17 protein-coding genes are annotated in these 21,952 nt (G+C 51.1%); 2 read left to right on the top strand and 15 right to left on the bottom strand.

What is annotated here, in order from left to right; genetic code table 11:
* Positions 1 to 81 precede the first annotated feature (81 nt).
* The 5 genes from J2T14_RS11905 to zwf form a co-directional block, all read right to left on the bottom strand.
* Complete coding sequence (locus J2T14_RS11905) at positions 82 to 1,260, bottom strand: acyl-CoA dehydrogenase family protein (protein ID WP_307202824.1); 1,179 nt, start codon at positions 1,258 to 1,260, stop codon at positions 82 to 84.
* 115 nt (positions 1,261 to 1,375) lie between these two features.
* Positions 1,376 to 2,719 carry a glucose-6-phosphate isomerase gene (locus J2T14_RS11900; protein ID WP_307471017.1) on the bottom strand — a complete coding sequence of 448 codons (1,344 nt, stop codon included), beginning with the start codon at positions 2,717 to 2,719 and terminating at the stop codon, positions 1,376 to 1,378.
* A 45-nt stretch (positions 2,720 to 2,764) separates the two neighbouring features.
* Positions 2,765 to 3,430, bottom strand: coding sequence for a fructose-6-phosphate aldolase (fsa, locus tag J2T14_RS11895; protein WP_307202828.1), 666 nt, complete (start codon positions 3,428 to 3,430; stop codon positions 2,765 to 2,767).
* Between the two features lie 38 nt (positions 3,431 to 3,468).
* Positions 3,469 to 5,463: a transketolase gene (gene tkt, locus J2T14_RS11890; RefSeq protein WP_373458143.1), complete on the bottom strand. Its 1,995-nt coding sequence runs from the start codon at positions 5,461 to 5,463 to the stop codon at positions 3,469 to 3,471.
* The gene (gene zwf / locus J2T14_RS11885; RefSeq protein WP_307471015.1) at positions 5,441 to 6,967 is read right to left on the bottom strand and encodes a glucose-6-phosphate dehydrogenase; all 1,527 of its coding nucleotides are present in this window, start codon (positions 6,965 to 6,967) and stop codon (positions 5,441 to 5,443) included. Before zwf ends, tkt begins: the two co-directional genes overlap by 23 nt.
* Positions 6,968 to 7,113: 146 nt before the next feature.
* Here zwf and J2T14_RS11880 point away from each other — a divergent pair, with 146 nt between their 5' ends.
* Complete coding sequence (locus J2T14_RS11880) at positions 7,114 to 7,992, top strand: LysR family transcriptional regulator (RefSeq protein WP_307471942.1); 879 nt, start codon at positions 7,114 to 7,116, stop codon at positions 7,990 to 7,992.
* 139 nt (positions 7,993 to 8,131) lie between these two features.
* Here the strand turns inward: J2T14_RS11880 and J2T14_RS11875 are convergent, their stop codons facing one another.
* The 5 genes from J2T14_RS11875 to J2T14_RS11855 form a co-directional block, all read right to left on the bottom strand.
* Positions 8,132 to 9,895: a glycoside hydrolase family 2 protein gene (locus tag J2T14_RS11875; RefSeq protein ID WP_307471013.1), complete on the bottom strand. Its 1,764-nt coding sequence runs from the start codon at positions 9,893 to 9,895 to the stop codon at positions 8,132 to 8,134.
* Between the two features lie 63 nt (positions 9,896 to 9,958).
* Positions 9,959 to 10,765, bottom strand: a complete 807-nt coding sequence (locus J2T14_RS11870; RefSeq protein WP_307471011.1) for a carbohydrate ABC transporter permease — start codon at positions 10,763 to 10,765, stop codon at positions 9,959 to 9,961.
* Positions 10,765 to 11,655: a carbohydrate ABC transporter permease gene (locus J2T14_RS11865; RefSeq protein ID WP_307471009.1), complete on the bottom strand. Its 891-nt coding sequence runs from the start codon at positions 11,653 to 11,655 to the stop codon at positions 10,765 to 10,767. The genes J2T14_RS11870 and J2T14_RS11865 overlap by 1 nt, the downstream gene beginning before the upstream one ends.
* Before the next feature lie 88 nt (positions 11,656 to 11,743).
* Complete coding sequence (locus tag J2T14_RS11860) at positions 11,744 to 13,087, bottom strand: ABC transporter substrate-binding protein (protein WP_307471007.1); 1,344 nt, start codon at positions 13,085 to 13,087, stop codon at positions 11,744 to 11,746.
* Between the two features lie 203 nt (positions 13,088 to 13,290).
* Positions 13,291 to 14,220 (bottom strand): ArsR/SmtB family transcription factor, encoded by a 930-nt coding sequence (locus J2T14_RS11855; protein ID WP_307471006.1) that lies wholly within the window; start codon positions 14,218 to 14,220, stop codon positions 13,291 to 13,293.
* 363 nt (positions 14,221 to 14,583) lie between these two features.
* On the opposite strand from J2T14_RS11855, the gene J2T14_RS11850 reads away from it, so the two are divergent.
* Entirely contained in the window at positions 14,584 to 15,426 is an 843-nt protein-coding gene (locus J2T14_RS11850) for a stalk domain-containing protein (RefSeq protein WP_307471004.1), read from the top strand.
* A gap of 67 nt (positions 15,427 to 15,493) precedes the next feature.
* On the opposite strand, the gene J2T14_RS11845 is transcribed toward J2T14_RS11850, so the two are convergent.
* The 5 genes from J2T14_RS11845 to J2T14_RS11825 all read right to left on the bottom strand — a co-directional run bounded on the left by J2T14_RS11845 (position 15,494) and on the right by J2T14_RS11825 (position 21,834).
* The gene (locus tag J2T14_RS11845; RefSeq protein ID WP_307471002.1) at positions 15,494 to 16,468 is read right to left on the bottom strand and encodes an ROK family protein; all 975 of its coding nucleotides are present in this window, start codon (positions 16,466 to 16,468) and stop codon (positions 15,494 to 15,496) included.
* Positions 16,469 to 16,511: 43 nt separating this feature from the next.
* A complete protein-coding gene (locus J2T14_RS11840; protein WP_307471000.1) occupies positions 16,512 to 16,832 on the bottom strand; it encodes a hypothetical protein in 321 nt (106 codons plus the stop codon).
* Between the two features lie 135 nt (positions 16,833 to 16,967).
* A complete protein-coding gene (locus J2T14_RS11835) occupies positions 16,968 to 17,909 on the bottom strand; it encodes an aldo/keto reductase family protein (RefSeq protein ID WP_307470998.1) in 942 nt (313 codons plus the stop codon).
* Between the two features lie 214 nt (positions 17,910 to 18,123).
* Positions 18,124 to 20,808: a glycoside hydrolase gene (locus tag J2T14_RS11830; RefSeq protein WP_307470996.1), complete on the bottom strand. Its 2,685-nt coding sequence runs from the start codon at positions 20,806 to 20,808 to the stop codon at positions 18,124 to 18,126.
* A gap of 9 nt (positions 20,809 to 20,817) precedes the next feature.
* Positions 20,818 to 21,834: a carbohydrate ABC transporter permease gene (locus tag J2T14_RS11825; protein ID WP_307470994.1), complete on the bottom strand. Its 1,017-nt coding sequence runs from the start codon at positions 21,832 to 21,834 to the stop codon at positions 20,818 to 20,820.
* Positions 21,835 to 21,952 lie beyond the last annotated feature (118 nt).

Raw genomic sequence — 21,952 nt, 5'->3', positions numbered from 1 at the left:
GTGTAAGCTAATTAATCCGATCCAAGCCGGCTATTAGCTTTCATTATACCGAATATGCCGTATATTCCAAAAACCAAGAGTCTACGACAGTTCCCCGATAGCATGGTTCGCTAAATTGAGCAGCACCGCATCGTCCATCGGCGGGTTGTGCAAACCCGCCCTCACGTCGCGGTACATCCGCTCAAGCGGCAAGCTGCGCGACAAGCTTAGCGCGCCGACGATTCTCATCGCCTGATCGACGATTCGGATGGCCGCATTCGTCGCCGTATACTTGGCTAGGCCAAGCTCATGCTTCATAGTCGCGCGGTTGCCGGGTTCCTTATCCCAGCGATCCGCCGTATGGAACAAATAACTTCTCGCGGTCAGTAACTCGGCTTCGATCAGACCGATCTGCCTCTTAATATGGGGGAGCTCGGCGATCGGCACCGTCAATGAATTCGGCTTGTGCTTGCGGGCGAATTCGAGCGCGAAGTCGCGAGCGGCACGGGCTATTCCAATATAGCAGGCCGGAATGTGCAGCAGCGTTCCTTCTGTCGGCACTGAAGCAGCGCGAGCAGGCTCCAGCCCCCTTATCGTATCCTCGTCAGGCACGAACACATCCTCCAACACGACGTCATGGCTGCCGGTAGCCCGCATCCCTAGCGAATTCCAAGTCTCTTCGATACGAACGCCTGGGCCTTGGCGGACGAGGAAGCTGCCTACCTTGTCGCTATTCTCGATAGACGCCGACACTATAAAGAACGTAAGGACCGGGCTTAGCGTACTATACGTCTTCTTCCCGTTAATCCGCCAGCCTCCCTGGACGCGGCTTGCGGATGTCTCAGGCTTGCCTCCGCGGCTCGGACTGCCTGTGGCTAACTCGCTTATGAGCTCGTTAATGATAGCGCCGTTCGCTACGGTCTCCCGGCACAATTCCGCATACAGCTTCTCCGGCCAAGCACGCGATAGACGCAATTGCAGCAGCAGGCCGATATGCCAGCCGACAGCCAGCGCCGTCGATCCGTCTCCCCTCGCCAGGCGCTCCTGGGACAGCACCATTTCGTAAACCGATCCTTCTTCTCCGCCGAACGATTCCGGAACCGTCAGCTTTAAATAACCGGATTGCTTTAGGTCCGTAAAGTTATCGAACGGAAACGATCCCTCCAGATCATGTTTGGCCGCCCTCTTGGCGAACTGCACCGCAAGTTGTTCTGCCCTTAAGGCTATATCTTCTTCGCGTTTGTTGCGTAGGTATGGATCCGGTTGATTTGCCTGGGTCATGGTTAAGCCGCCACCTTTCTATTCTAATCCTGATTCTATTATAGTTATCTAGATACGGCAAAATAAAGAAGCTTCCTCACTCAAAGTGAAGAAGCTTCTTTTTATCTATTCCTTATTACCCTTTGGCATTCAAACGCTTAAGCAGCTCGGCTTTCTGCTCTTCGAAGCCCGGTTTACCCAGCAGGGCGAACATATTCACCTTGTATGCCTCTACGCCCGGCTGGTCGAACGGATTAACGCCGAGCAGCAAGCCGCTGATGCCGCATGCTTTCTCGAAGAAATAGACCATTTCGCCGAACGTGTATTCATTAAGCTGATCCAGCTCGACGATCAGGTTAGGTACGCCGCCATCCACATGGGCAAGGCGCGTGCCTTCGGCCGCCTTCTTGTTCACTTCGTCCATCGTCATGCCCGCGATGAAGTTCAGGCCGTCCAAATTGCCAGCGTCTTCCCCGATCGTCAATTCGATCTTCGGCTTAGCAACCGCCAGCACCGTCTCGATCAGATCGCGGCGGCCTTCCTGTACGTACTGTCCCATGGAATGCAGATCGGTGGAGAAATCGACGGAGGCAGGATAAAGCCCCTTCTGGTCTTTGCCTTCGCTTTCGCCGAACAGCTGTTTCCACCACTCGGAAACAAAGTGCAGGGACGGTTCGAAGTTGGCGAGCAGCTCGATCGATTTGCCTTTGCGGTAGAGCGCGTTGCGGACAGCCGCATATTGATAGCTCTCGTTGGTTGCAAGATCGGGATTGTTGTATTTCTTGGCAGCGGCTGCAGCTCCCGCCATCATTTGATCGATATCGAGTCCGGCGACGGCAATCGGCAGCAAGCCTACGGCCGTTAGAACGGAATAACGTCCGCCTACGTCGTCCGGAATGACAAACGTTTCGTACCCTTCCTCGTCGGACAGCTTCTTGAGCGCTCCTTTGGACGAATCGGTTGTAGCGAAGATCCGTTTTTGCGCTTCCTCTTTGCCGTACTTCTTCTCCATGTAATCGCGCAAGATGCGGAAGGCTACTGCCGGCTCGGTCGTCGTTCCCGACTTGGAGATAACGTTCAAGGAAATATCCTTGCCCTCGAGCAGCTCCAGCAAATGCGTGATATACGTCGAGCTAATATTTTGACCGGCAAAATACACCTGCGTATTCCCGCTCATCTGATTGTGGAACGTATGGGACAGCGCTTCGATCGCCGCTCTGGCACCTAGATAAGAGCCGCCGATGCCGATAACGACGAGCGCTTCGGAATTAGCGCGAATCCGTTTCGCCGCTTCCTTGATTCTTGCAAACTCTTCTTTATCATATTGAAGCGGAAGGTCGACCCAGCCCAAGTAGTCCGAACCCGGTCCTTGCTTCTCGTGAAGCATACGGTGCGCCGTGTTCACGAACTCGCCGAAATAATCGACTTCATGCTGACCGATAAAAGATAAAGCGTTGGAATAATCGAATGAAACCGTCATCTGTAACGTCTCCTCTACACCCGCATCTCGTCGAATGCCTCTAGTTTATTGAACCGCTTTTTTCCAGTCGGCAGCGAATTTCTCAAGACCTTGATCCGTAAGCGGATGCTTCGTCAATTGCTCGATGACGCTGAACGGAATCGTTGCAATATGCGCGCCAGCCATCGCTACGCGAGTAACATGGTCAGGGTGGCGAACCGATGCCGCGATAATTTGCGCATCCAGGTTGTGTACGCGGAACAGCTCGGCGATCTTCGCAACGAGCAATACGCCGTCTTCCGAGATATCGTCCAAGCGGCCAAGGAACGGAGATACGTAAGTAGCGCCGGCTCGAGCGGCCAGGAGAGCTTGGTTGACTGTGAAGATAAGCGTTACGTTTGTTTTCACGCCTTTTTTCGTCAGGTAGCGGCAAGCCTCAAGGCCTGCGAGCGTCATTGGAAGCTTGATCGTGATGTTTTTGTCATAATTGTTGATTTTGATAAGCTCGTCCGCTTGGGCGATCATTTCTTCAGCTGTAATCGCATCAGGCGTTACTTCGGCGGATACCGATTCAACTTCAGGCACTTCTTTCAAAATCTCTTCGATGCGGTCTTCGAACTTTACGCCTTCCTTCGCAACGAGGGATGGGTTCGTCGTAACGCCGGATAGAACGCCGACTTTGTACGCTTTCTTAATGTCTACCAAGTTTGCTGTATCGATAAAAAATTTCATAGGTAACGACCTCCGATTATTGGTTTGGTTTATTTGTATTACTTAAGCAATTCTTTCGTTAAACGAACGACATTATCCGTAGTGAAACCGAAATACTCCATAACTTGCGGGCCTGGGCCGGATGCGCCGAACGTATCGATCGACAACACTTTGCCGCTATGTCCCGCGTAACGTTCCCATCCAAGCGATATGCCCGCTTCAATCGTCAACCGCTTCGATACGAAGTCCGGGAGAACGCTTTGCTTGTATGCTTCCGACTGGCGGTCGAACAGCTCTCTGCTCGGCATCGCTACGACGCGAACGGATACGTTATCCTTCTCGAGCTCGGCCTTAGCGCTAACGGCAAGAGATACTTCGGAGCCGGTCGCGATCAGAATGACATCCGGCTGCGCGTTCGTTTCTTCAAGGACATAAGCGCCTTGGGAAACGGCTTGCACATTGCCTTTCGTTTGCTCGAAGATCGGCAGGTTCTGTCTGCTTAGAACGAGGGCAACAGGACCTTCGTTTTGTTGCAAAGCATAAGCCCATGCGTTTGCCGTTTCGTTCGCATCCGACGGGCGGATAACGGTAAGACCCGGAATCGTGCGCAGCGCAGCCAAATGCTCGACAGGCTCATGCGTAGGTCCGTCTTCGCCGACAGCGATGGAGTCATGCGTGAACACGTAGATAACAGGCAGCTTCTGCAGCGCAGCCAGACGAATCGACGGACGCAGGTAGTCGCTGAATACGAAGAACGTGCTGACGAAAGGTTTCACGCCGCCATGCAGCGCCATGCCGTTGCCGGCCGCGCCCATCGCATGCTCGCGAACGCCGAAGTATACATTGCGTCCCGCATACGATTTGACTGCGAATATTTCCTCGCCCTTCATATCGGTCATCGTCGAATGCGATAGATCGGCGCTGCCGCCGAAGATCGAAGGAACGGTCTTCACGTAATGGTTGATCGCTTCGCCGCTTGCAACGCGAGTCGAGATCGATTTCGAAGAATCGAAGGCAAGGAGGTTAGCTGCTTCGATCGATACAGTGCCAGCGATGACTTGCGCGAGCTCTTTGCCTTGCTCAGGGTATTGCGCGGAATAGGATACAAGAAGCTTGTTCCATTCTGCTTCCTTCGCTTCGCCGCCCGCTTTGAGCTGTGCATAGTGCGCCTTCACTTCTTCAGGAACGGTAAACTCTTCTTCGTATTTCCAGCCGTACACTTCTTTCGTTGCTTTCGCTTCTTCTTTGCCTAGCGGATTGCCGTGTACTTTATTCGTTCCCGCAGCCTTGCTGCCGTATCCAATAATCGTACGAACTTCGATGAGGGCAGGTTGCGAATCGTTTTGCTTCGCTGCCGCGATCGCCTCTGCGATTGCCGCAATATCGTTGCCGTCCTCAACGCGCAGGTACTGCCAGTTCGCGGACTCCGCTCTCTTCTGAATATTTTCGCCGAACGATAGGTTCAATTCCCCATCCAACGAAATATCGTTCGAATCATACAAGACAACGAGCTTGCCCAGCTTCATATGGCCGGCCATCGACATCGCCTCGTAAGAAATGCCTTCCATCAAGCAGCCGTCGCCGACAAGCGCGTACGTGTAATGATCGACTACAGGGAAGCCGTCTTGGTTGAACTTCGCTGCAAGATGCGCTTCAGCCATTGCCATGCCGACCGCGTTCGCAATGCCTTGTCCCAGTGGACCCGTTGTCGCATCTACGCCGTCTGTGTGGCCGAATTCCGGATGGCCGGGCGTCTTGCTGTTCAGCTTGCGGAACTGCTTCAAATCGTCGATCGATACTTGATAACCGGATAAGTGCAACAGGCTGTAAAGCAGAGCCGAACCGTGTCCTGCGGAGAGGACGAAGCGATCGCGGTTGAACCACTTCGCATGGCCCGGATTATGGTTTAGAAATTGCGACCAGAGCGTGTACGCCATCGGCGCCGCTCCCATCGGAAGTCCCGGGTGACCGGAGTTGGCTGCGTTAATGGCATCAATGGAAAGCGTACGGATCGTATCGATCGCTAGTTGTTCAATGGTTTGCGTGATAGGCATATTGTTTTCCTTCCTCTGCTTCGTTATTTTGTTCCAGCTTGGAATCGAACCACCAGTGGAAGCCGTCCTGCGCTAGCAGCGCATCGGCCTCGGCAGGCCCATAAGTGCCGGACGCGTACTTATGAAGAGGCACGAGGTTTTCCTCGAACGCTTCCAGTACCGGCTGAACCCATGCCCAAGACAATTCGACTTCGTCCCAATGAGCGAAAAACGTTGCGTCGCCATGCAGGGCGTCTTGAATCAAACTTTCGTAAGCTTCGGGGAAATCGTGGTCGCCCGGATTAAGATCGATCTGGATCGGCTTGAATTCCCCTTTGTTCTCGGTATCTTTCGTATTTATTTGAAGCATAATCTTCTCGTTCGGACTCATCTCGATAACGAGAAGATTAGGCGCTGCTTGCTCATTAACGGTGGAAGAGGACTGCTTAAGCGGCTCGCTGAATTCAATGACGATCCTCGTCGACTTCTCATTCATTCGCTTGCCTGTACGGATGTAGAACGGAACGCCCCGCCAGAACGAATTGTCGATTTGCAGCTTGGCGGCAACGAACGTATCGTTCATGGATGCAGGCGCAATGCCCGGCTCGGCCAGATAATCGACGACCGGCTTGCCTTGGATGCTGCCGGCAGCGTACTGGCCGCGAATAATGCTCGAGGCAACATCTTGCTTTTGCAGTGGCTCAAGTGCTTCCATAACCTGCTTCTTCTTGAAGCGCACCTTATCGGCAGCGCTCTTGCTTGGCACTTGAATGGCCGTCATCATAAGCATTTGCAGCAAATGATTCTGGAACATGTCCCGAATAGCGCCGACATGGTCGTAATAACCTGCGCGCTCTTCGACGCCTACCGTTTCGTTCGCCGTAATCTGCACGTTCGCAATGTAGCGATTGTTCCAGATCGCTTGGATAACCGGATTCGTCTGTTGCAGCGCTTCTAGTCTCTGTACCATCGGCTTGCCAAGATAATGGTCGATGCGGTAGATCTCCTCTTCCGCGAACGATTTGCTCAGCTTCTCATTGAGATCGCGAGCCGATTGCAGATCGTGGCCGAACGGCTTCTCGATGACGAGACGTTTCCAGCCTTGAGCGGAACCAAGCCCGCTTTCTTGAATATGGGCTGCGATTTTCTCGAAATATTCCGGTCCTACGGATAGGTAGAACAGGCGATTAGGGGCAATGCGAAGCTCTTGCTCCCGCTGTTCGATAAGCAGCAGCAGCTTCTGATAATCTTCCTTGCGATCTATGTCGAGAACGCTGTAACGGAATGCTTGCAAGAACTCGTTCACGAGTGCAGCGTCTGTTCCTTTGCGTCTGGAGAAATCACGAATCGATTGCTCGACATTCGTACGGAACGAAGCATCGGTCCACTCTCTTCTTCCGAGACCAATTATCGAAAAGGATTGCGGCAGCTTCTTATCGATGAACAAGTTGAATAGGGCAGGGTAAATCTTTCTCTTCGCTAAGTCCCCCGTCGCTCCAAACAAAACAAAAGTAGTTGGCTCCATATTCCTTTCTCCTTCCAGCAGCGCTCCTTGGAGCATATGTAATCGCTAATCCGCAGGCACTGGTTTCTTTTCTGTAATTCCACTATAATACGTTTAACAGCTATACAAGTAATCAATATATTTCACAGGAGCTATAGATGGCGTCTATGACCAACAATTATGAGCTATACAAAGTGTTCTATTGGGCTGCCAAGACGGGCAGCTTAACGCAAGCGGCCAAAGCGCTCTATCTGACGCAGCCGAGCGTCAGCCATGCCATCAAGCAGCTCGAGGAAAGCTTCGGCCTTACGCTGTTCTACCGTACTTCCAAAGGGGTGGCGCTAACGCAAGAGGGTTCGATCCTTTATTCGTATATCGAGCAGTCCCAGATTCTTATCTCGCTTGCGGAGGAAAAGATGGCCGCGCTTAAGAACCTGGACAGCGGCGAGCTGCGCATCGGCGGAAGCGATTCGCTGTTCAAGCATTATTTGCTGCCGTATTTGGAGGACTTTCATCAGAAGCATCCCAGCATCCGGCTGCACCTGAATCATGGAACGACGCCGGAGGTCATTACTTTCCTGAAAGAAGGCCGCATCGATCTGGGGGTTGTTCGCATGCCGATCGTCGATTCGCAGCTTGAAGTAAGGGAGAGCATTCAACTGCAGGACTGTTTCGTCGCGGGATCGCGTTATGCCGAACTGAAGGGTGTCGTTCTTACGATGGATCTGCTGCTGCAATACCCGGTCATCCTCTTCTCCCGCAACAGCCGGGCGCGGATGGCCATATCGGAAATTTTCCAAAACTACGGCTACAATCTGAAGCCGGAGATCGAGGTCGGAAGCGTGGATTTGCTCATCGAATTCGCGCGGAGAGGACTAGGCATTTCTTACGTGACGAGGGAATTCGTGACGAAAGAGCTGGAAGAGGGATCGCTCTTCGAGGTTCAGCTGGATGTGGAGCTGCCTCCCGCCCATGTCGGCCTGATGACGATCCGGAACATGCCGCTCTCCAGCAGCGCGGGCAAGTTCATCGAGTATGTGAAGTAAGGGCCCTCTAAAATCCAATATAGTTTGCTGGGTAACTTCATAAGGCGAGCTTTCATCTTTGAACCAACATTCGAACCTTCCTTCGCAGTAAAGCGAAAAGGCCTCCGTCCCCAGGGAATTCAGGACGAAGGCCTTTTTTTTATGCCAGATTAATAGCTTTAATGCGATCGAGCGGCACCTTCGGCTGCCGATCCTCCGTCAACAAGCCGTTTACCTCTTGCTGGACGTCGGTCACCTGCGTATAACAATAGCCGCATATATAATCGATATCCTTGATGGCTTGCGTTATGCTTTGGAACCGTTCAAAGAAGGCTTCCTCGGAGTCGACCTGGTTGCCGTATCCCCAGCCTGCTTCCGTCTTGAAGGCAATGCCGCCGAACTCGCTCACAATAATCGGCTGACCGCGGTATTCGTAGCCTTGCGCCATCGCATACTTCCAATTCATATGCGAAATTTCGTTACTCGTTATCGCATCCTTGCTTGCGTATCGCTTGCTGAACTTTGCGCCTGATTCTTCATAGTCATGCAACGTGATAATATCCGAAATCGTGTGCTCCCAACCGTCATTGACGATAACCGGCCTGTGCGGATCGAATGATTTGGTTAAATAATAAACGGCTTCCGTGAACTGCTGCTGTTTGCGATCGACGAAGACGTTGCCGATTCCCCAGGATTCATTGAAAGGAACCCATGTAATGATGCAAGGATGGTTATATTGCTGCTGAACGATTTCCATCCATTCCTTCGTGAACCGTTCTACGGCTTGATCGTTGAATTCATAGGTTGCTGCCATCTCCGACCAAACCAATAGCCCCTTGACGTCGCACCAATATAGAAACCGCGGATCTTCGATCTTCTGATGCTTGCGCACGCCGTTGTAGCCCATCGCCAATATTTTGTCGATGTCCTCGATAATCGCCTCCTCGGATGGCGGTGTCAGGTGGCTGTCCGTCCAATAGCCCTGATCCAAGATGAGCCGCTGATAGATCGGCGTATTGTTCAGCAGCACCTTGCCCTTCTGGATCGACACCTTGCGCAGCCCGAAATACGATTGAACCTCGTCGACGATGGTATCGGACCGGCTTAGAACGAACTCCACTTCATAAAGCCTTGGGTGTTCCGGACGCCATGCCTCTACCTTCCATTCCCGCGTTTCGCTGATCAATTCCACGCTTGCCGTCAAATGCGAACGGTCCACCGCCATGCTCGTTTCCTTAACTACACCGCCGTCCATCCTGATCGTCGTCGTTAGCCGAAGATCGGCTCGATCCGCACCCTCATTAACGCGGTAATCGAAACGAACGGAATTCGTATCCAGATCGGGGGTGATTTTGACCGATTGCAAATGCTGCTCGCTCACGTACTCCAGCCAGACCGTCTGCCAAATGCCCGTCGTCTGCACATACCAGCAGCCAAAGTTGTTTTCCCGCCAACGCTGCTTGCCTCTCGGCTGCGTGCAGTCGTTGCTGTCTTCAACCTTGACGACAATTTGATTGTCCGCTCCGGCATCGGAATGCGCATATTGCGTAATATCGAATGAGAATGCCGCATAACCTCCCTCGTGCCTACCGACGAAATGACCGTTAACCCACACTTTGGCTACGTAATCGACTGCTTGGAAATGCAGGAGGATCCGTTTCTGCCGATGCTCGGCCGGAACTTTGAAGGAACGCTGGTACCAGACATGCGGGTGAAACAGCGCTTCGCCGATACCGCTCGCTTTCGTCTCGTAAACGTAAGGAACTTGAATTTTCATATTCCCGGCGAAGGATTTGAACCATTGCTCATGCTCGCCGATATTGTTGTCATCGAAACGGAAATCCCACTCCCCGTTCAAATTATGCCAAGCCTCCCGCACGAATTGCGGTCTCGGATACTCTTTTCTATAGCTCTTTAAACTCACGGTTCCACCTATCCTTTGCGTAAAAGTTGTTTAAATTTATGTCCAACCGCGTTTTCGTTCGGGTTATCCCTTGATCCCCGAAAGGCTGATGCCCTTCACGATTTGACGTTCAAATACAAGGAACAATAGAATGATCGGAATCGAAGCGATTGTATTGATAACCATCGGCTTCACATAGTCCTCCGAGTATTGATTCATCAGTGTCGGAATTCCCATCGGCAGCGTAAAGAGATTGTCGTCGGTTACCGATAGGAACGGCCATAGGAAATTGTTCCACGAGCCGATAAAAGTCAGAATCGCCATCGATGCGAGTGCCGGACGCGTCAGCGGAAGCATGATAGAGGTGAAAATTCGCCATGTCCCGCCTCCGTCGATCTGCACGCTCTCGATCAGCTCGTTCGGAATGCCGTCGAAGAAGCTTTTGAGTACGATAACCGCCACGGGGGAAGCGAGCGCCGGCAGGATCAAGCCTTGGTAGCTGTTCAGAATGTCCATATCCTTGGCTACCTGATAAAGCGGAATAATGGTCGCTTCGCCCGGTATTAGCAAGCCCGCCAGCACGAAGAAGAAAATAAACGAGCGATAGCGGAAAGGAATCTTCGATAAGGCGAAGCTCGCGAGCGCCGCAACCGCTACCGTCAGAATCGTGACGCAGACGGCTACCATGAAGCTGTTCAGCGTCCAGTTCGACAGCTTCGTCGTTGACAGCACCTCTTCGTAAACGGCGAAGGAATACGGCGGCGTGAACCAGTCGACGAGCGTTACGATCTTCATTCCCTCTTTCTTGATCGACACGACCAGCATCCATACAATCGGGGCTAGGAAGAAGAGAGCTGCGATCAAAGATAGCAATCGATAAATCCACTTCATTACGCATGCTCCCCTTTCCGATTATTAACCCAGTATTGAATGGCCGACAGGACAAGCAGAATGATGAACACGACATACGACATCGTCGCCGCATAACCGAGATCGTTTTTGCGGAAGCCCGTCTGATAAATCAGTTGAATGATCGGCCTCGTTTTATCCAACGGACCGCCGCCGGTAATAATGTAAATCTGCAGAAATACTTTGAAGGAGCTTATAATTTGCAGCATCGTTATCGTCTTCGTTATCGGGCTTAAATGAGGCAGCGTAATCCGCCAGAACACTTGCCAGTCGTTCGCGCCGTCGAGACGGGCGGCCTCGTAGATTTCATCCGGAATTTCCTGCATCGCCGACAAATAAAGAATGAAATTGAATCCGACCGTCCACCACAAAGTAATAACGCTGACCGCAATCCAAGATAACCATGTCTCGGATAACCAGAAGATTTCGCTATCCTGCGGCAGCAGATTAAGCAAATGCAGAAAGGTGTTCACAAAACCCATGTAAGGTTGAAAAATGAATAGCCCCAGGAAGGAAGCTACGGCAACCGATAACACGCTCGGAATAAAAAATACGCTTCGATAAAGCTTCTGAAGCCTTGATTTGCGGTTGGCGATCAGAGCCAGCACGATAGCCAGCACAACCATCGTTGGCGTCGTAAGGATGACGAATATGGTAGAATGCCAGATTGCCGCCCATACTTCACTGTCCTGCAGCAGCCGCTTATAGTTATCCAAGCCGATATACGACATCTTCCGAATGAGTGTCCATTTATAAAACGTCATCTCGACGCCTTTGATCATCGGCCAGATCGTATACAGCACATAGACGATCAGGAAGGGGAGCAAAAACAATAACGCGAGCACATCCGCTCTAAGCTTGCTTAATCTCATTTGTGCGCCTCACCTCATCAAGAATGGATCGGCAAGCTTCCGGTTGAGTTGACGGCCGCAAGCCTGCCGATGTCCTTGCAATCCGAACTTATTCGCTGAGCGTCTTTTGAATGGCATCCTGCATCTTAACCATTGCGTCCGCAGGCGTCATCTTGCTTGCCCATACCTCATTCAGATATTTAAACAAGGCGTTGTCTCGAATGGACCAGTTTTTCGTGGACGGCTTGCTGAACTTAACCGTGTCCGCCACAGAAGCATAGTCGCCGCGGTACGGCATATCCTTGTACTCCTGTTTGTCGAACACGGATGGCTTCGAAGGAATATGGCCCGCTTTCGCCCATACTTGGCCGTTCTCAGCAATCCAATCCGCGAACGTGATCGCCGCCTTGCGTTTCTCAGGATCCTCGCTCTTCGTCACAGGGAGAATCAAGGTATGCGAATCGCCCCAAGTCGCTTCCTGATCGAAAATTTTCGGAATCGGCATCGCGCCGAATTCAAGCTCTTTCGTCGCTTCCCACGTACCTGTTGCCCATACGCCAGTCATCATAATCGCAGCCGTGCCGCTTTGGAAGTTTTTATAAAAGTCCGGATCGTTTTTCTTAATGTAGCCTTTGGCATAAATGTTCTGGATGTATTCGGATGCCTTGGCGCCTTTATCCGCGTCAAGCGAAGCGGATGACAGATCGTCTGAAATGACGTCGTTGCCGCCCAATTGGTGATAGAGCGACCACCACAAGCGGAACGGATCGTCGTTGCTGTTCGACAAGGCGAATGGCGTTACCTTTGCCGGCAGCTTCTGCTTCAGCGTATCGAGGAAGGCGATAAAGCCGTCCGCGGATTGCTCCAGCACCGGCTTGCCGTCGTCGCCGAGAAGGCCTGCGTCTCTTAGCAGTTTCTTGTTGTAGTACATGATGAAAGGGTGCGTATCGATCGGAACGGCATAATGTTTGCCGTCCACCGCCGTTGCGCTTAGGAGATTCTCATTGTAGGTGCCCCAATCTACGCCCGCGGTTTCCGCCACGTCGTCCAATTCGGTTACTACCCCTTGATTGATCAGATCGGGCAGCCGCGATGTATGGGAAATGCCGATATCGGGACCGTTGCCGTTGCCCACAGCCGTGATCAGCTTCGTGTAATACTCGCCCCACTCCAGCTTCGTGTTCTTCACTTGAATATCCGGATGGGATTTATTGAACTCGTCGATCAGCTTCTGCATATTATCGCCGTCGCCGCCGCTGAACAGCGTCCAGAAGGACAACGTTACTTTGCTGCCGCCCCCGGAATTGTCCGGCGATGAGCTTTCATTGTTTCCCGGAGTATTGCTGCCCCCGTTATTGCCGCCGTTCCCGCCGCTATTGTTGCTTCCGCACGCGCTTAGCGCCAGTGCTGCCGTCAGCAGCATGGCCAATGTCATTCCGAAACCCTTTTTCATGTTCTGCCTCCCCTTTGGAATAAAATGATTTCCCAGGCACAAAACTATATAGTTGTTTTGTTACATTAATTTTGTACCATAAACCATTATTATTCCTCGATGATCGTTTTGTCAACGGTTTCATTCCGATTTTATGTAACAAAAAGAGAGAAAAAAGACCTTTAATTACAAGGATCATGTAATTAAAGGTCTTTCGTTTCGTCTTAACCTGCCGCATAATACACTTTTACGACAATATCCTGCTCGTAATCGCCGAACTGCCTGCCGAATAGATTCATGCCGCCTTGGTGAACGGCATCGGATTTAACGCCCAGCCTCAGCCTAATATTAGGGCGCTGCATCAGCTTCAAGTCGCCAACCGTAATGTCGGAAATTTTCTGCATGTCGAGCGATGCGCCATTCCTGTCGATTCGCCACGTCTTCAGCAGCCCGTATTGCGTCGACCCGTCCGGCCACCAAGCGGGCGACAGCTTGCCGCGCCGATCGCCGAAATCCCCGGGACTCGTCCATGTTCCTATCTCGATGCCATTGATCCATAACGTAATATCCGATGGCCAATTGTTATCGTAATTAGGCGCCTCGGAGCACAATTCCATCGACAGCTCCAGAGCATCGATCCGCGCTTCCGCAGGAATTTCCATCGGCAGCAAATATTCCAGATACCCTTTGCGCAGCCATATGATCTGTGCCCCAATATGTTTGGGATGGTAGAAACTCGCCGGCTCGTCCTCCCTTACGATCATACCGTCGGCGTTAGCAATGCCGCAGGTCGGGTGGACCTCGCAATCGCTGTAATGACCAATCGGCATTTCCATCTCGTAAGAGAGAAGAGCTCCCTTCGGAATGGTCTTCTCCACGTTAAAGGCGATGTGAATGTCATCATAATTGCGGCTGCAAACCTTCATGGCTCCTCGCGATGCCGGAAGAAGCTCGGTATTGATTAACTTTGCCGCCTCGAGCACCTTGACGTTATTGGCAACGGTCGACACGGGAAGTTTAAGCGTCTCCGCAATTTCAACGACATTCATATTCCTTGTGCTGAGAAGCCGGAGCATATCGACTCGGGCGCGAGTAGATAAGGCATGCGTAACTTGGACAAGTTTATCCGGATCTTGAAAGCTTAATTCCAGCATATTGGTTTGACGCCTCCATATACATTGTTAATTACAATGATCTTATATGAAAACGCCATTTACTTCAATATTATCGAATTAAAATATAATTTTCGTAACATTCGACTTCTGCTGCCCGATTCCTCGAAAAAAACCGTTGATGAGAAGTCGAAGATAACGAGAATTGAAATTGATCAACGGGACAGGGAAAAATTGTTTTCCTTGCCAACTCGTTCTTCCTATATTATCCTGAATAGGTCTTTGTATTCATAGAACAACAATCATATATTCCTATTAGATTTGAGCTTGCGAACAACTTTTCATGACTGATACGTGTAAATCACGTTCAGAATATAGCACGAAAATACTAGGAGGAAAAAGCGAATGAAGCTATTTGGCATGAAGAAATCTGCACTCATTGCTACGATGGTAGCAGCAACAATGGCTCTTGGAGGAGTTACGGTATTTGCGGCAAGCGGAGTTCAAAAAATATCCGCGTTTCTGAACCACGACATTAAGTTCTTGTTGGACGGAAAGAGTTGGTCCCCTAAAGACAGTAAAGGAAACAAGCTGTCTGCCGTAGTTATCGATGGCTCTACATACGTGCCGTTAAAAGCAGTGGGCGAAGCTTTCGGAGCTGACGTTAGGTGGGAAGGTTCTACCAAGACGATAAATATGACGTCACCGTCCGGCAGTGAGGGAATTCCATACAAAGACGGTGATACTAACGGCGGTACTAACACCGATGCCGATACGAGCCCTGCAACCGACGGAATTTTCAAATTGGGATCTACAGATGAAACGACTGCCAAAATGAAAAAGGAAGCCGTTAATGTAATCAAACTATATGCTAAAGCATTAGAGTCCGGAGATACTTCTGCCTATGATGCATATGTAGATGCTCATACAGCTGATACGATCTCTGGCTCTCCTATAAGTCTGGGAAGAAGCTACTACAAGGATAACTTTGCCGAAGAGGTAGAAGGTTCAATCGAAGCAAACGATGCATCCACAGTCACTGACTACGCCGCTGCTTTGTCATTGGTGAAGGAATCGAATATTGAGGTTGATTACGTAGGTACGAAGACCGAGTTTGGTCAAAGCTTTAAGTACTCGTTCTTGCCTGAAGGTTGGAGTGCATTTAGCACTGTCTATGTAACGTTCGAATTCTCCGTTACGAAATATGACGGCTCTGATTACGTTCTTGAGGCGGTACGCATCAGTTAGTAGCTGATTCATACTGAAATGCAGTAGGGGTAGCGTATGCCTACCTCTACTGCTACTGCTATGATTGTTACGAAGTTGGTCGAATTTTACTGTTCGCGTATGCAGCCGCGCCGATCATGCCAGCCTTCCCGCCTAATTTCGCTTGTTCGATTTTGCACGCACGGGACGAAAGTTTTAAAGCATGATTTTGGACCGTATCACGCACTGAATGCAGTAAACGATCGCCAGCTGCCGACATACCTCCGCCAACGATAATCAATTCCGGGTTCAATAGGTTGATGACATTCGCAAGACCAAATCCAAGAAGCTCCCCTGTTTCATGCATAACTTCAATGGCAAGCGAATCCCCCAAATCGTATGCCTCCGAAATCATTTTGGCCGTAATTGCCGTCCGATCATTTCCTGCCCATTGCATTAGTATACTTGACCGACCATCCTCAAGCTTATCCGTTAACGTTCTGACCATACCTATAGCAGAGACGTATCTTCCTAGACAGCCCGAGCTTCCGCAACGGCAAGGACGGCCTTCCCGGTACATATTCATATGCCCGATTTCACCCGCGCTGGCCGTTGTACCGTAGAGCACTTTTCCATCATTTATAATGCCCGATCCTAAACCGGTGCCTAATGTGATCAGGACTAGGTTTTTGTAGCCGGTCCCCGCGCCAAACAGCCATTCCCCATACATATTTACCCGCACATCATTGTCGATGAAAACAGGAAAGTCAAAATAACGGTTCATTAGATCCACAACATGAATGTTTTCCCAATCTGGAAAGTTTGGCGAAAATATCGATATTCCTTCATCCGGATTAAGTAAACCGGGAATCCCCATGCCCATGCATTTAATAGAAGTTTGATCGATTCCCTCGAACGCCATCATCTCTTGAACTATATCTTTCATTCTGTTTAAGACATGACCAGGTCCTTTGGCCGCTTCCGTGGGATCGCTTCTTTCGTGAACGGTTTGAAACTCCGTATTGAAAATCGCCGACTTAACATTCGTTCCGCCAAGGTCTATCCCTATCACATATTTGCTCATAACCGGTCTCCGCTCCGATATAATCTCAAAATTTTAAATGCTCTCAAAAAGGGAGTATTAGAAAAACAGTTGTTACAAACACGCTTAATGCAAGCATTAACTCGCCAATCCTATTGCTCACAGCTGCCCCGAAATCATTTGCGTACTTTTTGGAAACCAGCACTGCCGCCAGCCAGAAAGGCATTGAAGCTAAAAAGGGATAGTGAAAACCATTCGTTCCGTTTGAATATGTATCAAGTCCAATTATTTGAAAGAGAGCGTGGCTTACAATAAAACCATGATCAAAGTGCCAGTTTAATGAAAAACCCAGCAGCAGAAGAACGATAGAAAATGACCCATACCCCATACGTTTCTTTGTTGCCAACAGGCATCAGCCCCTCGGTGAAGATTATATCCACATGGTACCATATACGAGTAAATGTGAGAACTGCGCCGTGGAAGAGTTTAAATGAAACAAAGAGCAGTCGCCGAGGCGGACTGCTCCTTGTATGTACCCTGCTTACGATTCTAAAATGTGTTCGATCCGGTCGATAACATCCGAGCTTAACACGATGCCGGACGCCTTCGCGTTCTCCTCTACCTGCTCGGGGCGGCTGGCGCCGACCAACGCGCTCGACACATTCGGCTGGCGCAAGATCCATGAAAGCGCCAGTTGGCCGACCGTTAGCTCAAGCTCGGATGCCACTTTGCCCAGCTCGATCACTTTGTTGATTTTCTCCTCGGTCACGTTTTTCCGCATGCCATCGAGCTTCGCGGCGCGGCTGTCTGCGGGAACGTCGTTCGCCGAGCTGTACTTGCCGGTCAACAAGCCTTGCGCTAGCGGCGAGAATACGACTTGTCCGATACCGCCGCGCTCTCCGTAAGGAATGACTTCCTTCTCGATATACCGGTTGAACATATTATAAATCGGCTGATTAACGACGATGCGGTCTAACAAATAGCGATCCGCTATGGCATGCGCCTCCACCATCTGGGCGGCAGTCCATTCGCTGACGCCTACGTACAGCACCTTGCCTTGACGCACCAGATCGTCGAGCGCCCGCAGCGTCTCTTGCATCGGCGTACTCGGATCATGGCGGTGACAGTAATACAGATCCACGTAATCCGCTCCTAGCCGCTTCAAGCTGGCATGACATTGCTCCACAATATGTTTGCGGGACAAGCCGCGGTCATTGGGACCGTCGCCCATCTGGCCGAACACCTTGGTCGCCAGCACATAGGATTCACGCGGAAAGGCACGGAGCGCCTCGCCCATCAGCTTCTCCGCTTCGCCCCTTTCGTACACATTCGCCGTATCGAAAAAGTTAATGCCCAGCCCGTAGGCTGTTTGTATCGATTTCATCGCATTTTCGCGTTCTACGTATCCTCCGTATGTCAACCAACTTCCAAGACTGATTTCGCTAACCTTCAATCCGCTGTTTCCTAATTGACGATATTGCATCTCTACTCAACTCCTTAAGAATAGTGTAGCAAACAATGAATGGGCTTCTAACGCTTCCACCTCTATTCTAGAGTTGTTTGACTTCATATGTAAGTAGTGAAAAAAAGATCACTATATTATAGAAGTTATACTTACTATACATGAGGTAACCGCTCCGGTTTGCTTCACTTTGAATAAAAAAAGCCGCAATATATGCGGCTTCATAGCGTATCTATCAACGTTGACTCAAGTATTGGGCGTAAATGGCATCGTACTCGGATTTCGTTATCGGGATGACCGTTCCGTGACGGGGACTGCTCGGCAGATCGTAGTCGGGAGAAAGCGTCCATACGCCCGAATCCAGATCCGTCGTTTCGAGCGGCACATATCCTCTGGAGCCGAATTCGTCGACGAACAGATACCATTTCTGTTCCGTATTGGATTTGAACACGGTTGGGCCTTCGACGCCTTTCAAGCCGCCGACGCCCTCTCTAATGATGCGATTGCCGGAATCGAATACCGAGCCCAGCACTTCTTGGAATACCGTTTTGCCATAAGGGGATGCAGACTGATTGTCTCTTTCGTCTTTCGTAAATCGATAGATATTGCCTTTATGGGCAATCATCGTCGTATCAATAATCGAATACCCGAAATCCATGTATACCTGCGGTTCCGAGAACGTACGGAAATCGCGGGTTTTGCTATACATGATTTTCTGATGGGCATCGCCGGCATGGCTTTCATCCGCGAACAGCTTGGAGGCCCAGAACACAACGTATTCGTCCGTCGTTTCGTCGTAAAACGCTTCGGGAGCCCACGTGTTGCCCGCCTCTTCCGGCGAAACCTCGACCCTTCTCGGCTCGGACCAACTCAGAAGATCGTTCGATTCCCATACGATGATGGATCGGCTTCCTTGTCGTTGAGCACGGTCCCAGTTCCAGTCTCCGTTAATTTTCAGATCGGTGGCTATCATATAGAACTTATCGCCCTCGGGGGAACGAATGAGAAAGGGATCCCTTACCCCCTTCTCGCCCAACGTGGACGTTAGCACCGGCTTCCCGCCATTCAGCTCTTTCCAGTGCAGCGGATCGTTCCCTTCGCTAAGCGCGAAGTACACTTGCTCGCCGTCCGGCGTCCCTTCGCCCGTAAAGTAGGAGAAGAGGTAACCGGCATACTCCTCAGCTTCTGGAGAAGTCTCTACATTTTGTTGAACCGCTTCTTCGCCGCCATTGCCATTTCCATTCATGTCTGCTCCTACTCCCGTCAAGGTGACGACGGACTTCGCCGGAATAACCGCTTCGAAAGTGTGATCGCCCGAAAGCCGAACGTCCTCTCCACGGGCAAGATCGCGTCCTTCCGACGTGATGTACGATTCCAATGCGGCAATGGACGCGCTCGCATCCAACCCTTTCAACGAAAGCTGAATGCGCTTTTCCTCTTCGCTGTCGTTGACGAATACCGCCGTGACCGTACCTTCGCCTTCATGCACGTATGCCGAGCCCAGCAGCTCGCTCGCAGCTTCTTCGTTCAGCCCCGTAAGCGCCACGCGCTCCGCGCCGGGACGAATGAACTTGCTGTAATTGCCGAGTGCCCACAAAATTTTGGAGGTCAAAATATTTTGCTCGTCGCCCGCTTCCTTGAAATCGGTATAGATCAGACCGTCCTTGTAATCGACCTTGGACACCGCCGTCCACCACTGCCATGCGGCCGCATTCGCCTCCGTCAGATCGAAATGAATCGTTCTGGCGACATGCATGGCGGGATCCATTCCGAGGTCGCGGCCAGGACCATAATCACCTAGAATGCAATATTCCGTAACCCAATATTTCGCCGCTGCATCGTATTTTTTCAGATTGGCATCCAGCAATTCTCGCAGCTTGCTCAGGCGGTCGTCACCCGGCTTGCTGTAATCGGACCAATAGGAATGCGAAGCGATTTTGTTGCCGATCGCTTCCTTCAGCTCGGGGTCGCCGAGCAGGTCCTTGATGTATTCCCGGTATTTGCCCGTTCCGAGGTTATTGGCCCCGCTGCCGTACTGCCCGCCGCCCGCGAACATCTGGTAATACTCGTCGTCCAGCAGCGACGTAATCTCCACGCCGTCCGGCGCGCTGATCTGCGCATCGTTGCCGCTTTCCTTCAACTGCCGATGCAATTCGAGAATGACGCGCTTCAGGTCGTCGTTGTTATAACGGTTCCCTTCCTGCTGCGCGCGGTTCCAATCCCAGGTCGGCTCGTTAATGGGACTTATATAATCAAATGCCAATCCTTCCTGCTTGAAGTGCTCCAACACATCGATTAAGTACGCCGCGAATTCATCCTCATAGCCCTCTTGCAGATTGGTGGAGCCGACGCCCGGGTCCGGCTGGGCGTGTCCGTTCTTCGTCATCCAGACCGGAGGACTGTTCGCGAAGGCGATCAACGTATTGACGCCGCGATCCTTGGCCGCCTGCAGAAACCATTGCTGGCCCGCCTGCTTGCTCCAATCGTAGTCGCCGCTCTCGGACGTCTTGAACGCTTCCGCCCGCCGCCACGGATCGGGAATAATGCTCCCGTCCGTCTCGTTCGAGCCTGCGCCGATATTGAAACGCCATGCCGACAGCCCGATCCCTTTCTCCCTCGAGAAGAGCAGGTCTGCCACCTGATTTTTATTTTCTTCACTCCAATGCTTGCCCAGCGGATCCATGGACCACGCATCGGAAGCGCCGAAGTTATCGATCGTTTGATAACGGACCGAGCCGTCGAGGATTACGCTCGCGTCCGGCGTAGGTGCCGGCTGCACCACGGGCGCCTCCGTCTCTTTCACATCGCTAGAGCTATCGGTGCTGTCAGATTTGCCCGAACCTCCCGTCGTCAATCCGAAATACAAACCGAGAACCGAGGTAAAGGCAACCAATGTAATGACTATCAATTTTTTATTCATCCGCCTCTCCTAACCTACTAATCCCGAGCGCTCGACGCTCTCCACGAAGTGCCTTTGCACGAACACATATAAAATGATGAGCGGTAGAATGGCCATCAAGACGCTTGTGTTCATCATCATGGACATGAAGAACGGATCCTGTACGTAAGATGCCGTTGCCGCCTGCTCGCCTCCGCCAAGGAAAGTCGCGATGGCATAACCGGAGGATGACATCATCGCCGACATAACCTTCGGTTCATTCAAATACATGTTCGTAAAGAAAGAATCATTCCATTGCCATACGAAAGAGAACAGCATCACCGTCACCATCGAAGGGATTGCATTGGGCAGAATAACCCTGCTGAAGGTCGAGAAATAGCCGGCGCCGTCTACATAAGCGGCTTCTTCGATCTCCCTCGGGATTCCTCTGAAAAATTGGCGGAAAATATAAACGTACAAGCCCGTTTTTACGCCCATACCGAGTACCGAAGAAATAATAAACGGCCAGTAGGTGTTGATCAGATTGGCCGGTTTGCCCTTAATCAGCTCGATCAATCCGAATAGATCGAAATTTTTGAAATGCAAGTAAAGCGGAATCATAATCGTATGCGATGGCACTAGAATCGTAAAAATAACTGCCCCGAACAATAAGCCGCTACCCCTGAACTTCACTCTGGCGAAACCATATCCGGCCAGTACGCAGGTTATCGTCTGCAGGACCATAACTCCAGAGGAGAGCAGCAACGTATTCGTCAGGACCTTCGGATAGTTCATCGCCGTGAACACAAGCTTGAAGTTGTCGAGCGTGAACGCCTTGGGCACCCAAATGACCGTAGAATCGTACAAATCGTCCATGCTCTTGAATGCAATCGACAGCTTGAGCAGAATCGGATAAACAATGACGAACGCTATGCCGAATATGAGCACGAATCGAATGACAACCCATAACCATTTTTTTGCGAATTCCACCCAATAGGCAGCGGATGCCATCCGTTGCAGCCGCTCTTCTCTCGCCTGCCGCCCATGCACTGCGGTTTCCGACTTCATGACACTCCTCCTTAAGTGTTTGCGGAGCAAACACGCTTCGTAAGCATTCGCTTTAAGTGTTTGCGGAGCAAACACACTTCGTAAGCATTCGCTTTAAGTGTTTGCGAGCAAACACACT

Source organism: Paenibacillus harenae (assembly GCF_030812415.1).
GTDB classification, from domain to species: Bacteria; Bacillota; Bacilli; order Paenibacillales; family Paenibacillaceae; genus Pristimantibacillus; species Pristimantibacillus harenae_A.
The sequence above is the reverse complement of the archived record's forward strand: the minus strand, read 5'-3'. Positions and strand labels throughout refer to the sequence as shown.